17 protein-coding genes are annotated in these 12,746 nt (G+C 68.5%); 4 read left to right on the forward strand and 13 right to left on the reverse strand.

Annotated features, from left to right (window positions below):
- Positions 1–35: 35 nt before the first annotated feature.
- The 10 genes from RAH39_RS01500 to RAH39_RS01545 all read right to left on the reverse strand — a co-directional run bounded on the left by RAH39_RS01500 (position 36) and on the right by RAH39_RS01545 (position 5,927).
- The gene (locus tag RAH39_RS01500; protein ID WP_306591037.1) at positions 36–1,535 is read right to left on the reverse strand and encodes a catalase; all 1,500 of its coding nucleotides are present in this window, start codon (positions 1,533–1,535) and stop codon (positions 36–38) included.
- 146 nt (positions 1,536–1,681) lie between these two features.
- The gene (locus RAH39_RS01505; protein WP_306591038.1) at positions 1,682–2,125 is read right to left on the reverse strand and encodes a Dps family protein; all 444 of its coding nucleotides are present in this window, start codon (positions 2,123–2,125) and stop codon (positions 1,682–1,684) included.
- 10 nt (positions 2,126–2,135) lie between these two features.
- Positions 2,136–2,687, reverse strand: coding sequence for a DUF3501 family protein (locus RAH39_RS01510; protein WP_306591039.1), 552 nt, complete (start codon positions 2,685–2,687; stop codon positions 2,136–2,138).
- Positions 2,684–3,118, reverse strand: coding sequence for a rubrerythrin family protein (locus RAH39_RS01515; protein ID WP_306591040.1), 435 nt, complete (start codon positions 3,116–3,118; stop codon positions 2,684–2,686). The genes RAH39_RS01510 and RAH39_RS01515 overlap by 4 nt, the downstream gene beginning before the upstream one ends.
- A 176-nt stretch (positions 3,119–3,294) precedes the next feature.
- Positions 3,295–3,471, reverse strand: coding sequence for a hypothetical protein (locus tag RAH39_RS01520; RefSeq protein ID WP_306591041.1), 177 nt, complete (start codon positions 3,469–3,471; stop codon positions 3,295–3,297).
- Between the two features lie 50 nt (positions 3,472–3,521).
- Positions 3,522–4,049: a YaiI/YqxD family protein gene (locus RAH39_RS01525; protein ID WP_306591043.1), complete on the reverse strand. Its 528-nt coding sequence runs from the start codon at positions 4,047–4,049 to the stop codon at positions 3,522–3,524.
- Complete coding sequence (locus tag RAH39_RS01530; RefSeq protein ID WP_306591044.1) at positions 4,050–4,436, reverse strand: DoxX family protein; 387 nt, start codon at positions 4,434–4,436, stop codon at positions 4,050–4,052.
- A gap of 20 nt (positions 4,437–4,456) precedes the next feature.
- Positions 4,457–4,765, reverse strand: a complete 309-nt coding sequence (locus tag RAH39_RS01535) for a hypothetical protein (protein ID WP_306591045.1) — start codon at positions 4,763–4,765, stop codon at positions 4,457–4,459.
- A gap of 92 nt (positions 4,766–4,857) precedes the next feature.
- Positions 4,858–5,421, reverse strand: a complete 564-nt coding sequence (gene folE, locus RAH39_RS01540; protein ID WP_306591046.1) for a GTP cyclohydrolase I — start codon at positions 5,419–5,421, stop codon at positions 4,858–4,860.
- Positions 5,422–5,459: 38 nt separating this feature from the next.
- Positions 5,460–5,927, reverse strand: coding sequence for a hypothetical protein (locus tag RAH39_RS01545; RefSeq protein WP_306591047.1), 468 nt, complete (start codon positions 5,925–5,927; stop codon positions 5,460–5,462).
- A gap of 160 nt (positions 5,928–6,087) precedes the next feature.
- On the opposite strand from RAH39_RS01545, the gene RAH39_RS01550 reads away from it, so the two are divergent.
- Entirely contained in the window at positions 6,088–6,213 is a 126-nt protein-coding gene (locus RAH39_RS01550; protein ID WP_306591048.1) for a hypothetical protein, read from the forward strand.
- A gap of 1 nt (position 6,214) precedes the next feature.
- Here RAH39_RS01550 and RAH39_RS01555 read toward each other — a convergent pair whose 3' ends face one another.
- The gene (locus RAH39_RS01555) at positions 6,215–6,877 is read right to left on the reverse strand and encodes a hypothetical protein (protein WP_306591049.1); all 663 of its coding nucleotides are present in this window, start codon (positions 6,875–6,877) and stop codon (positions 6,215–6,217) included.
- Between the two features lie 86 nt (positions 6,878–6,963).
- Between RAH39_RS01555 and purM the strand changes: the two genes are divergently transcribed.
- A complete protein-coding gene (purM, locus tag RAH39_RS01560; RefSeq protein WP_306591050.1) occupies positions 6,964–7,998 on the forward strand; it encodes a phosphoribosylformylglycinamidine cyclo-ligase in 1,035 nt (344 codons plus the stop codon).
- Complete coding sequence (locus tag RAH39_RS01565; protein WP_306591051.1) at positions 7,982–9,037, forward strand: acyltransferase family protein; 1,056 nt, start codon at positions 7,982–7,984, stop codon at positions 9,035–9,037. The genes purM and RAH39_RS01565 overlap by 17 nt, the downstream gene beginning before the upstream one ends.
- Here the strand turns inward: RAH39_RS01565 and RAH39_RS01570 are convergent, their stop codons facing one another.
- Positions 9,038–10,480 carry a helix-turn-helix domain-containing protein gene (locus RAH39_RS01570; RefSeq protein WP_306591052.1) on the reverse strand — a complete coding sequence of 481 codons (1,443 nt, stop codon included), beginning with the start codon at positions 10,478–10,480 and terminating at the stop codon, positions 9,038–9,040. It abuts the gene before it with no gap.
- 149 nt (positions 10,481–10,629) lie between these two features.
- Here RAH39_RS01570 and aceA point away from each other — a divergent pair, with 149 nt between their 5' ends.
- Positions 10,630–11,904, forward strand: coding sequence for an isocitrate lyase (gene aceA / locus RAH39_RS01575; protein ID WP_306591053.1), 1,275 nt, complete (start codon positions 10,630–10,632; stop codon positions 11,902–11,904).
- A 26-nt stretch (positions 11,905–11,930) separates the two neighbouring features.
- Here aceA and RAH39_RS01580 read toward each other — a convergent pair whose 3' ends face one another.
- On the reverse strand, positions 11,931–12,737 hold the full coding sequence (locus RAH39_RS01580) for an alpha/beta hydrolase family protein (protein ID WP_306591054.1): 807 nt from the start codon (positions 12,735–12,737) through the stop codon (positions 11,931–11,933).
- Positions 12,738–12,746: the final 9 nt, after the last annotated feature.

Here is a 12,746-nt window from a genome sequence, read left to right on the forward strand (position 1 = left end):
CTTCGCGGTCGCTTGTTAGGGGGCGAGGATGCGATCTACACGCGGGCCGCGAGCATCGCGGCCACGGCTTCGACTTCCGCCTGGGGGAGGCCCAGATGCCTGGCGATGCCGAGGCCGTAGTCCTTGTCCGCGCGGTAGAAATTGTGGATGGCGCGGAGCTGGACCATCCGGTTGGCGGGCCGCATGTGGTTGGCGATGTTCGAGACGAGGCGCTCCCGCTCGTCGTCCTTCATCAGGCGATAGAGGAGACCGGCCTGCTCGAAGTCGCCGGCGCGGTTCGCCTGGGGGTACTCGCTGCGCGTGAAGGCGCCTTCGACCGGCGCGGCGGCCTCCGCGTGCCGGGGCGCTTCGTGCAGATCCCCCAGGCTGTTGGGGAAGTAGTTCGGAGCGGCGCCCCCGTTGGTGTTCACCACCATCGCGCCGTCGCGCTGGTGGTTCTGGGCGGTGGTGGCGTAGGGGCAGTTCACGGGGATCTGCGCGTAGTTGGGGCCCAGGCGGTGGCGCTGGGTATCGGGATAGGAGAAGAGCCGGCCCTGCAGGAGCTTGTCGGGCGAGGCCTCGATTCCGGGGACGAAGCTGGAGGGGCTGAAGGCCGCCTGCTCGATCTCGGCGAAGTAGTTCGCGGGATTCTGGTTCAGGACGAGGCGGCCCAGCGGGATCCGCGGATAGTCCTTGAACAGCCAGACCTTCGTGATGTCGAAGGGATCGTAGCGGTAGGTCTCCGCGTCCTCCAGGGGCATGATCTGGACCGAGACTTCCCAGGCCGCTTCGAGGCCCTGGGCGATGTGGTCGAAGAGGTCCCGCGTGGCGTGGTCGGGATCCTGGGCCGCGGTGCGGGCGGCTTCCTCGGCGGTGAGGTTCTGGATGCCCGCCTCGGTGCGGAAGTGGTACTTCACCCACACGGCCTTGCCCTCGGCGTTCACCCACTTGAAGGTGTGGCTGCCGAACCCGTGCATGTGCCGATAGCTGGCGGGAATGCCGCGGTCGGAGAAGAGGACGGTGAGCTGGTGCGTGGTCTCGGGGGAGAGCCCGTTGAAGTCCCAGAAGGCGTTGGCGTCCTTCAGGTTCGTCTGCGGATTCCGCTTGTGGGTGTGGACCATGTCCGGGAACTTGAACGCGTCGCGGATGAAGAAGACGGGCGTGTTGTTCCCCACCAGATCGTAGTTCCCCTCGTCGGTGTAGAACTTCAGGGCGAAGCCCCGGGGATCGCGCTCGGCGTCGGCGCTGCCCCGCTCGCCGCCCACGGTGGAGAACCGCGCCAGCACCTTGGTCTTCTGGCCCACCTGGCCGAGGAAGTGGGCCTTCGTGTAGCGGCTGAGGTCGTGGGTCACCTCGAAATAGCCGAAGGCGCCGGCGCCCTTGGCGTGGACCACGCGCTCGGGAATGCGCTCCCGGTCGAAGTGGGCCAGCTTCTCGATGAGGTGATGGTCCTGCAGCAGCACCGGGCCGCGCTCGCCGGCCGTCAGGCTGTGCTGATTGTCCGGCACCGGAGCGCCGAAGTTGGAGGTGAGGGGTTTGGAGTCGGAAGAATGCATTGGTGCCTCGCGAAAAGGGGGATGGGAGGGAGGTGGACCCAGATGAACCCCGGGCCCGTCCTCCTCCGCCGGTCCGTCAGGACCGGAGGCGAAGGGCGAGCCCGACGAGGAATGCCATGACTGATCCGAGCGGGATCCGCCGGGGGTTAGCCCAGCATCTCCCGCAGGAACCAGGCTTCCTTCTGGTGGATCTGGATGAAGCGGGTGAGCAGGTCGGCGGTGCCCGGATCTCCGGCGTCGTCCGCCAGTTCAATGCCTTCGCCCAGGAAGGCGACGACGGCTTCTTCGTTGGCCAGGGCCTCTTCCAGCATTCCCTTGTGGTCCAAGCGCGAAGCGGGATTGGAGACCTGGGCCTTGGTGAGGGCTTCGATCTGGGAGGGGGCGTGGATGGGGGTTCCGCCCATGATGCGGATGCGCTCGGCCAGCTCGTCCACGGTGCCGTCGGCGGCGGTGTAGAGCTCTTCGAAGCGCAGGTGGTAGTCGCGGAAATGGGGACCGAGCACGGTCCAGTGGTACCGCTTGGCGTTGAGGGCCAGGACGAAGGCGGTGGCCAGTTCGGCGTTCAGGTGGTCGATGACGGAACGGTTCATGGGGTTCTCCTCAGGAAAGCCAGTGGCTCCAGGCGGCGGGCGCGGGCCAGCGGCCGGGAGCTTCGGCGTGGTTGGAGACGAGGGCGACGGGGGTGCCCCCGTCCGGGATCAGGTAGCGGAGCGCCAGGACCGACGGAAGCCGATCCTCGGGTCCGGCCGTGCCCCGGTCCACGGCGGGCGCGGCGAGCGTGCCGTCGGCGAGTTCCAGGAACAGCTGGTCGGGGAAGGTGTGGAGGGCCGCCAGCCGGCGGTTGCGGATGGCATCGGGGAAACCGAGCATCAGCGTGGCGGCCACACTGCATCCGGCGCTCTCGCGCCGGGGCGCGAGCACGGCGAAGGAGGCGCGGGCCTCCGCCACATCTTCGGCGGGAGCCGAGTCGAGGGTCATGCCCTCGGCCCACAGGGTTTCCACCACCTGGTCCTGCACGCTCTCCGCCGTCTCCGGCTGGAAGGTCACGCCCTCGGCCAGATCCAGGCGCAGCGCGGCCTGGCGGCCCAGAAATGCCTGCCGTGCCTCGAAGCGCGCGCGCTCGGCGGCGGGATCGAAGGCCAGGTTGATCACTTGGCCACCATCGCTTCGAGCTTGGTGAGGGCCTCCTGGAAGCGGCCGGCGTGGAAGCGCTCGACCTTGGCCAGCGTCTGGAACCACGCGGCGATCTCGGGATAGCCCTCTTCCTGCGCCACGCGGGCGAACTCGGGATACATGTCCGTGTACTCGTAGGTCTCGCCGGCCACCGCGGACTTCAGGTTGGTGAGGCTGTCCCCGAGCGGCATGCCCGTGGCGGGATCCCCGGCCTTCTCCGCCAGGAACATCAGGTGCTTCAGGGCGTGGCCCGTCTCGCCGTCGGCGCTGTGCTTGAAGAGGTCGGAGACTTCCGGCAGGCCTTCCTTTTCCGCGACCTGGGCCATCCAGGTGTAGCGGCGATTCGCTTGGCTCTCGCCTGCGAACGCAGCCTTGAGATTCTGGTGGGTCTTGGAATCAGGGAAGGACATGGGAGTCTCCTATGGGCCGCGGTCGGCGGCCTCAAGATAGAGCGATCCCTGTGCCAAATCAATAAGTCAAATCATTGAATCAATTCTGAGATTCTTTGAGGTGCCTGATCCGAAGATCCGCGACCCGCCGAGAGCTTGATCCACGGCATGTCGGGAGGAGCCGCTACCCGCTGGGATCACTCCCCTTCGGGCTCGCCCTCGGCTTCGGTGCCCTCCGGCGTTTCGGCATCGGGAGCGTCGGAATCCGGCGAGTCCTTTTTCGAAGCCTTCTTCTGCAGCTTCTCTTCCTTCTTCTTCTGGCGGGCGAGATCCTTCTGCCGCTTCTCGAAGTTGTAGTTGGGCTTTCTGGCCATGGCGCGTCCGATCCGAAAGGGGGCGAAGCCGATCCAGCCCGGCTTCCAGTCTAGGACAATCTCTGCGCTCCACTCGGGTTCTTCCTCCGCCGGAGGGCCTGGATGAGGTCGTCCAGCCGCTGGAGGAAGGTGGACCGGTCCCGGGCGGTGAAGGGTGCGGGCCCCGTTCCCATCTCGCCCATGGCCCTCAGGTGGGTCATCAGTTCGCGGCCTGCCAGGGCATCCCCGATGGATTCCGGGGTGTATACGCGGCCCTTGGGATCCAGCGCCCGGGCGCCCTTTTCCAGACAGCGCGCCGCCAGGGGGATGTCCGCCGTCACCGCGATGTCCGTGGCCCCGATCCGCTCCACGATCCAGTCGTCCGCGCCGTCGAACTGGCCCCTCGCCACGGCCACCGCCTCGAACAGGGGATTCCGCGGGATCCGCAGCAGCGCATTCGACACGACGAATACCTTCAACTCGCAGCGCAGGGCCACGCGGAAGATCTCCTCTTTCACGGGGCAGGCGTCCGCGTCCACGAAGATCCGGATGGCCGGGGCTTCCGTCGGCGCTCCGGTTCCAGCTTCTCTCTCATCCATTCATTCCGCCTTGTCCAGGCTCCACCGCCCCGCGCCCCGGCAGGCGATGAACAGGAAGAGAAAGCAGTAGACCACGGCCAGTTCCCCCTGGTTCAACGCGGGCCAGAACCGCGCGCCCCACGCGAACTTCCAGTGGAACTGGGCATAGGCGATCGCCATCGTGCCGCTGCACAGGAAGGCCGCCTCCCGTGTGCGGAACCCCACGAGGAGGGCCAGGCCGCCCGCCAGTTCGATGACCCCGCCGATCCACAGTTGGGATCCTGCCGGCGGCCGGAAATCCGCCAGGAACCCGAAGACCTTCTGCGCGCCGTGGAACGCGAACAGCAGGCCCGACATCATCCGGAGCAGGGCGTAGGCGGGCTCGGCGAATCGGGCGAGGGCTCTCATGCGTGCTCCGGGAGGGAACGTCACTTTTTGGGCGCGTCCTTCTTCGCCCTGCGGCGGGAATCCGCTTTCCGCGCGGGCCGGGGCGGGTGGGCCTGGTCGTAGAGGTCCTCCAGCCGCAGGGCCTTGGCGGAGGTGTCCGCCGCCTTGTGGATCTCCTTCAGGACGGAGGCCACCAGATCCATGTCCGTCGCGTCCCCCTTCAGCAGCTCCTGGAAGGCCGCCGACTTCAGCGCCTCCAGCCGCTTCGACTGCCGCTTGCCCGCCGCCCAGTTCAGCAGCTTCGAGAACAGCTCGTAGCCCAACCGGAGTTCGGGGGTGGGGAGGGACATGGGGGAATGGTATCGGAGGCGGCGCGCCACCGGCTGTCCATTCGGGCGCTCATGAGCCGAGGTGCGCGCCTTCCGCAATTCCATGCGTCAGATCAGTTCTTGAACGCCGCCGGGGGATTCGCTTCCCACTCGCCGCCGAACAGGCTCGTCCGCACGGGTACGCCGGGCGTCTTGACGCCCCGGTGGCCCATGCAGGTATGGACGGCGACGAGCTGAACGCCCCAGGCGGCGGGGCGGAGGTAGGTGGCCAGAGCGTCGGCGATCTGCTGGGCCATCCGCTCCTGGACCTGGAGGCGCCAGGCGTAGGCCTGCACCACGCGCACAAGCTTGGAAAGGCCCACGGTGCCGCCCTCGCCGGGAAGGTAGCCGATGGTGGCGTGGCCTTCGAAGGGAGCCAGATGGTGCTCGCAGGTGCTGACGAAGGGAATGCGCTCAAGGATGACGGGAACGGGGGCCAGGGCACCGGGCAGCGGGCGCAGCTCGGCGGCAAGGTCCACGCCGTAGCCTGCCAGGCGTTCGCCCCAGAAATCGGCCACGCGGGCCGGGGTCTCGCGCAATTCCGGCGCTTCCGGATCCTGACCCAGTCCCCGAAGCAGCGCCCGGACGGCGGCTTCGGTGGCGGAGCGGTCGAAGGGCGAGATGGGGGATTCGGACATGGTCCGGTCAGTCTACGCCCGGAATGTCCGCGAAGGGCCTAGGCCAGGAGGTTGAGTCCCGAGGCCAGCTGCGTCTGCTGGCCGGCGGCCGCGGCCTGGGCGGCGGTGGCGGAGGGATTCTGGCTCTGATCGTAGGCGTAGCGGGCCTGGGCCTCGGTGCTGCTCGCGGAGATGGCTTCCGCGGAGACCGGCAGGCCGTCCGTGCTCAGCAGGGCCGACGTGCCGCCGCCCAACGAGGAGAGGAGCGACTGGACCGCTTCCGGGCCGTTGCCCGCGGCGTCGGCCGAACTGTAGGCGTAGGACGCCAGCGCCTGGCTGCCACTGGCCCCGGCCAGGGCGGAAGTGGCGTCGCTGGGGCCGGCGCTGGCCACGAGGCTGCTGGCCTGGGCTGCCTGGGAGCGCCCCGATGCCAGGGCCTGCGTGAGGGCCTGACCGGAGTTGCCGCCTTGCGAGAGGGTGGACTGGTAGGCGTAGGCCGTCAGGGAATTGCTCGCGCTCACGTCCATGGTCGCCTCCTCCAGCTTCATCTCTTCGGCAACTACTCCGGGGAAAGATGAGCTCATTCCTGCCGGTTTTCCATTGTTTCTTTGAAAAAGGTTTTTCCGGGCCGGATCGGGGAATCAACCTTTGGCTTCAGGCCCGCTTCCTTAGGAGAGGGAAGCCTGCATGTTCGAACCATTTCACCCATCGCCCTTGCCCGATTCCCCGCCGCCAGGCGGGATGAGCGGGCTGGCGCTTCGGGCGGGAATCGCCCTGGTGGCGCTGGCGCTCCTGTGGATGCTGCTGGATTGACTCACGCCAGCAGATCCACCTGGGTCTCGGCCTCGGACACGGCGACGGGCGCGTAGGTTTCGATCGCCTGGTGGGCGGTCTGGGGGCGGGTAAAGGCCCCGGAAGCAGCGCCTTGGCCCTGGGATTGGACCGGGCCCGTCCGCAGCACGGCTTCCGGCTGGCGAACAGGATTCGGGACCGGGTTGGAGACGGTGCTCGCGAATGCCGCGGCCGTGCCCACCCCGCTTCCGAACCGAAGCGCCGTCTGGAGCGCGAAGTCGGTGGTGGCGCCGTCCTGGATGGCTTGGGAAAGGGCAGGGAGGTCCACCGCCGGCGTATTTGCTGTGGGGGTGGAAGCATTGGAACTAGGAGCGGTCGCGATGGCCAGTTCGGGGGGCGTCGGGGCGGGCGCGTCCGGGGTAACGACTGCGCCGGCGGTCGCTTCGTCGGGGGTCGGCGAAGGATTGAGGACGGCCAGCAGGGCGAGGCTCGCCTCCTGGGCCACGCTGACGGCGGAGAGGGTATCGCTCGGCGCAGAGGCGCCGCGCTCCGACGCCCCTCCCAACAGATTGGTGAGGTCCAGCGGGGGTGGAACGGCCAGCGCCTGCGCATCGAAGGGCGTCTGCAGAATCCGCGAGGCGCCGGTGGGAGCCGTTCCCAGGGGATCAAGCCGGAGCGCGTCCATGACCCCAACATAGGCCTTTTCTGGCGGAAGGTTTGAGGTCGGCGTGGAAAGATCCGTGTGGGATCATGGGAGATTCGGGAGGGGCCATGAGCCAGAAGGTCAGTTACGCGTCCAGCGGGGTGGACATCAACCGCCAGGACGAGGCTCTGAAGCGGATCAAGCCCCTCGTGAAGGCCACGAAGACCCCCGGCGTCCGTAGCGACATCGGCCTGTTCGGCGGGCTGTTCGACGCCCGGTTTTCGGAAGCCAAACCCATTCTCGTCAGCAGCATGGACGGCGTCGGCACCAAGATGAAAGTGGCCCGCCGGGCCGGCATCTGGGACACCGTGGGCCAGGATCTGGTCAACCACTGCATCAACGACATCCTGGTGCAGGGCGCCCGGCCCCTCTTCTTCCTGGACTACATCGCGGCCCAGCGGCTGGAGCCCGAAATCATCGAGCAGATCGTCAAGGGCATGGCCACCGCTTCCCAGGCGGCGGGATCGGCGCTGATCGGCGGGGAACTGGCTGAAATGCCCGGCGTTTACGCCGAGGGTGAGGTGGACGTCGCGGGCACCATCGTCGGCGTGGTCGACGAAGCCGATCTCCTGCCGTGCCTCGAGGCCATGGGCGAAGGCGACGTCCTGATCGGGCTGCCCAGTTCCGGGCTGCACACCAACGGCTACTCCCTGGCCCGGGCGGTCTGCTTCGAGGTGGAGAAGCTCGACGTGAACGACACTCTGCCCGGCACCAGCCAGACCGTGGCCCAGGCTCTGCTGGCGATCCACCGCAGCTACCTGGCCCCCGTCATGCCCCTGGTGAAGGCCCACAAGCTGGTGGCCATGGCCCACATCACCGGTGGCGGCTTGACGGACAACCTGCCCCGGGTCCTGCCGAAGCACCTGGACGCCGAGATTGACGCCGCCAGCTGGGAGATCCCGGCCCTGTTCCGCTTCCTGATGGACAAGGGCGGGCTGGGAATCGAGGACGCCCGGCAGGCGCTGAACCTGGGCGTGGGCATGGTCCTGGTCGCGAAAGCCGACCTCGCCGGCGACGTTCTGGCCCACCTCCACGCGGACGGAGAGGCCGCCTGGGAACTGGGGCGGCTGGTGAAGGGCGCGGGGGTTGTCAGCTACCGCTAGCGCCGCTTCCGGCCGCCACGGCCTCCTGGATCCCCTCCGGGGCGTCCTGGCTCTCTGCGTGGCCGTGTACCACCTCAGCGTGTGGTTCGACCTGTGGCGCTCCGGCTCCGGGCTGAACATGGCGGCGGCGCGGCTGGGGAACTACGGCGTCTCGGCGTTCTTCGTCCTGAGCGGATTCGTCCTGTTCCGGACGGCGCCCCTGGATCGGATCCGCCGGGAGGGCCTGGGCCGTTTCTGGCTGCGCCGCTTCCTGCGGCTGGCGCCCCTCTTCTACGTGGGCGTGGCCGTGAACGTGCTGTTCCATCTGGGCATGGGCCCCGATCCCACCGGCCGCTTCCTGCTGGAAAACGTCACCCTCGCCTTCGGGGCCATCCATCCCAACCATGCGCTGGTGACGGGAGGCTGGTACGTGGGGCTGGTGGCCCTCCTGTACGCGGTATACCCGCTGCTGGCATGGCTGCGGGAAAAGGCCGGACTGCCCTTCCTGGTGGTCCTGGCCGTGGGCCTGTGGGCCTGGAGCCTGCCGTCGACGCTCCACGACGTCATGGCCCAGGCCCCCTGGAACCGCTTCCACGCCTACGTCCTGGCGCCCAACCAGGTGTTCCTGCTGGCGTGGGGGGGCCTCCTGGCGCACCTCCACGCGGGGACGGCCAAGCGGCTGGATCCGCGCTGGACTCTGCTCCTGGCGCTTCCCCTCATGTGGATTCTCGTCCGTCCCACGCCCCTGTTCTTCGACCACCTGGCGGCGCTCACGGGATGGATCCGCTACCGCTACCTCCTGGTGGCGACGGGGCTCGTCGCCCTCGCGGCGTTCACCCGGGTGGGGACCCTGCCGTGGCCCGGCCGGGTTCTGGCCCGGCTGGGGGCGTGGAGCTACGGGCTGTACCTCATTCACCCCTTCACCATGAAGGTGGTGGCGCGGCACGCCAGCGGCTGGGCCGGGTTCTCCCTTTCCCTGGGACTGGCGATCCTCCTCGCCGCGGCCGCGCACCGGTGGATTGAAGCGCCGGTGGACCGCCTGGGCCGCGGGAAGGCCTGATCAGGTCCCTTCGATCCGGGCGTAGAAGCTCGTGCGGCGGAGGTTCTCGTCCACCTTGAAGGTCTGCTGGAGGGGCGGGAAGGCGCGCTGCTCGCAGTCGGTGCGCTCGCACAGGCGGCAGGTCACGCCGACGGGGACCGGCGGCTGGTCGAGCCGGAGGCCGTCGGCGTAGATCAGGTCCTTGGCGTAGCCCATTTCGCAGCCCAGCCCCAGGGCCTGGGTGGCGTGCTGGCCCCGGTAGCCGCCGGTATCCTTTTGGATGGTGCGGGCGATGCAGAAGTACTTCCGGCCATCGGGCATTTCGCTGAGCTGGGTACGGATCAGGCCGGGCGTGAGGAAGGCGGCGTGGGCGTTCCAGCGGGGGCAGGCGCCGGAGAACCGCGCGAACCGGATGCCCGACGCGGAGAAGCTCTTGGAGATGTTCCCGGCGATGTCGATGCGCAGGAAGTGGAAGGGCACGCCCTCCGCCCCCGGGCGGCGGAGGGTGGTCAGGCGGTGGCAGACCTGCTCGAAGCTGGCCTGGAACCGCCGGGCCAGGATCTCGATGTCGTAGCGCTCCCCGCGGGCCGCGCGGAGGAACCGGTCGTAGGGCATGATCACCGCCCCCGCGAAGTAGTTGGCCAGGGCCACCCGGGCGAGGGCGCGGGAGGCGGCGGTCCGCAGCAGGGGATGGGCGGTGAGGTGGTCCAGCAGGGTACCGTGGTCCAGCAGCGCCAACTGGTGCGCCAGCTGGAAGCTGCGGCTGCGCTGGGGCAGCAGCTCCGACAGGCTGAGGGTCCGCCGGTCCGGATCGAAGCGGCGGAGGAGCCCCGGCGCTTCCGAGGCCGGATGGATCCGCACCTGGATGCCCCGGGCCTCGAAGGCCGCCGCGAGGACTGGATAGGGGCCGTTCGCCTCAAGCCCGGCGCGAGCCGCCAGGGCTTCCGCCGCGGCTTCCAGGTCGGGGAAGTGGTTCATGGCCTGCTGGATGAAGTCGCCCACCTCCTCTGAGGCCAGTCGGGTGGCCTCCGGGTCGAAGCCCTGGCCGTCGCTCAGCCGGGCTGACAGGGTGCCCAGGCTCCCCTGGACGTGCTGGTAGGCGCGGTACAGCTCGAAGACCCCCCGGGCGAGCTGCGGGCTGTTCTGGACCAGCTCCCGGACGTCCTGGGCCTGGAGGCCCAGGGGCTCGAACAGGGAATCGCCGAACACCTCCATCAGGTCGTCGGACAAGCGCTGGTCCTCTTCCGGCGCGAGGGCCTTCAGGTCGAGGTGGAACTGCTGGGCCAGCCGGATCAGGAGCGGCGCCGTCAGGGGGCGCTTGTTTCCTTCGATCAGGTTCAGGTAGCTGGGGCTGATGCCCAGGGCCTGGGCTAGTTGGAGCTGGGTGAGGCCCTCCTGCCGGCGGAGGAGGCGGATCTTGGCGCCGAGGCGGGCTGCGGGCTTGGCGGGGGCGACCGAGGGCATGGGAGGCCTTTACAAGAATTGACTGATAAAAAAGTGATGATTTACAGATATTTTCAATTTAACCCATATCAAATCAATCGTTCATTGACTCGGATCAGAATAAGTCAATCTTTGACACATCGCCACTCTTCCACCTTCCTGGAGCTGCCATGACCCCTCGCTTTTCCGTTCCCCCCCTCGACGACGACTTCTCCGCCCAGCGGTGGGCCGGGATCACGCGCCCCTACGGTCCTGAGACCGTCAAGAAGCTCCGCGGGAGCCTCCACATCGAGTACACGGTGGCCCAGCTGGGTGCCCGCAAGCTGTGGAAGCTCCTCCAGAACGAGGAGCCCACCCGGGCCCTGGGGGCGCTCAGCGGCGGCCAGGCGGTCCAGATGGCCAAGGCCGGCCTGCAGGCCATCTACTGCTCCGGCTGGCAGGTGGCGGCGGATGCCAATCTCTCGGGCCAGACCTATCCCGACCAGAGCCTCTACCCCGCCAATTCGGTCCCCGCGCTGGTCAAGCGCCTGAACGGGGCGCTCCAGCGGGCGGACCAGGTGGAGCACGGGGAAGGGGGCGTCAGCCGCGACTGGTTCCTGCCCATCCTGGCGGACGCAGAGGCCGGATTCGGCGGGCCCCTCAACGCCTTCGAGCTGATGAAGGGGATGATCGAGGCCGGGGCGGCGGGCGTCCACTTCGAGGACCAGCTCTCCAGCGAAAAGAAGTGCGGCCACCTGGGCGGCAAGGTGCTGATCCCCACCGGCCACTTCATCCGCACCCTCGTCGCGGCCCGCTTGGCGGCGGACGTGATGGACGTGCCCTCGCTGATCGTCGCCCGCACCGATGCCGATTCGGCCCGCCTGATCACCTCCGACGTGGACGAGCGGGACCAGCCTTTCCTCACCGGCGAGCGCACCCCGGAAGGCTTCCACCGGATCACCGGCGGATTGCAGATGGCCATCGCCCGCGCCAAGGCCTACGCGCCCTACGCCGACCTGATCTGGTGCGAGACCTCCACGCCGGACCTGAAGGAGGCGCGGGAATTCGCCGAGGGCGTCCACGCCGAGTTCCCCGGCAAGCTCCTGGCCTACAACTGCTCGCCGTCGTTCAACTGGAAGAAGAAGCTGTCGGACGAGGAGATCGCCGGGTTCCAGCAGGAATTGGGCGCCATGGGCTACAAGTTCCAGTTCATCACGCTGGCGGGCTTCCACAGCCTGAACTTCGGGATGTTCGAGCTGGCCAACGCCTACCGCACCGAGCACATGACGGCCTATTCCCGGTTGCAGGAGGCGGAGTTCGCCGCGGAGGCGAAGGGCTACACCGCCACGAAGCACCAGCGGGAGGTGGGCACCGGCTACTTCGACGAGGTGGCCCAGGCCATCAGCGGAGGCCTGGCTTCCACCCTGGCCCTGGCGGAATCCACCGAGGCCCAGCAGTTCCACTAGGTTTCGCCCCGAAGAGCCGGCGGGTGCTATTTGATGGCGTCCGCCGGCTTCGGCGTGGGGGTGGGAACCGCGTAGCGCTTCCCCGTGTGGTGGTAGGTGAGGTACTCGCCGAAGAACACGGCCATGAGATCGGCGCAGTCCGCGAAATAGGCGAAGCCGTGGGCCTCGCCCTCCTTCATGTCCACGGCCACCCCCGGTAGGCCCTTCACCGCGAGGGCGTTTTCGGCGGCGTCCTTGTCGTCGGCGGAAGCGAGCACCAGGACGGAAGCTCCCGCGCGGAGGACTGAGGTCTTCACCCGCTCGCGGGCGTCCGCGCCGAAGACGGGCGTTCCCGCCGGGCTGAGCGCCAGGACGGCCACGGGCTTCACGTCGGCGGCGGCCAGGAGGGACGAGAAAGCGCCGACGCTGGAGCCCGCGAGGCCGATGCGGCGGCCGTCCACGCCCCGCTGTTTGCGGACCCACGCTGCGGCCTGGACGAGGTCGGCGGGGATCCGGTCGAAGCCCACCGCCTGCGCGGAGGCCATGAAGTTGCCGGACACGGTCACGTCGGCTCCGGCCTTCCGGGTGCTGGTGCCGTGGCCGCGCAGATCCAGCGCCAGGGTGCCGATCCCGCGGTCCGCGAGGCGGGTCGCCAGTGGCGCCCAGCCCGCGCGGTCCTTGGCGAACTCGTGGGCCAGGATCACCACGGGCGCCTTCCCCTTCGCGTCCGGAAGCGTGAGGGTGCCCTTCAGCTCGAAACCATCGGAACTGGTGAGGGCCATTTCCGTGGAAACGGGCGCGGAAGCGGTCAGGACCAGGGACGCCAAAGGGGCCAGCAGGCGGAGCGTGCGCATGGGGACCTC

The organism is Geothrix sp. 21YS21S-4, assembly GCF_030845995.1.
Classification (GTDB): domain Bacteria; phylum Acidobacteriota; class Holophagae; order Holophagales; family Holophagaceae; genus Geothrix.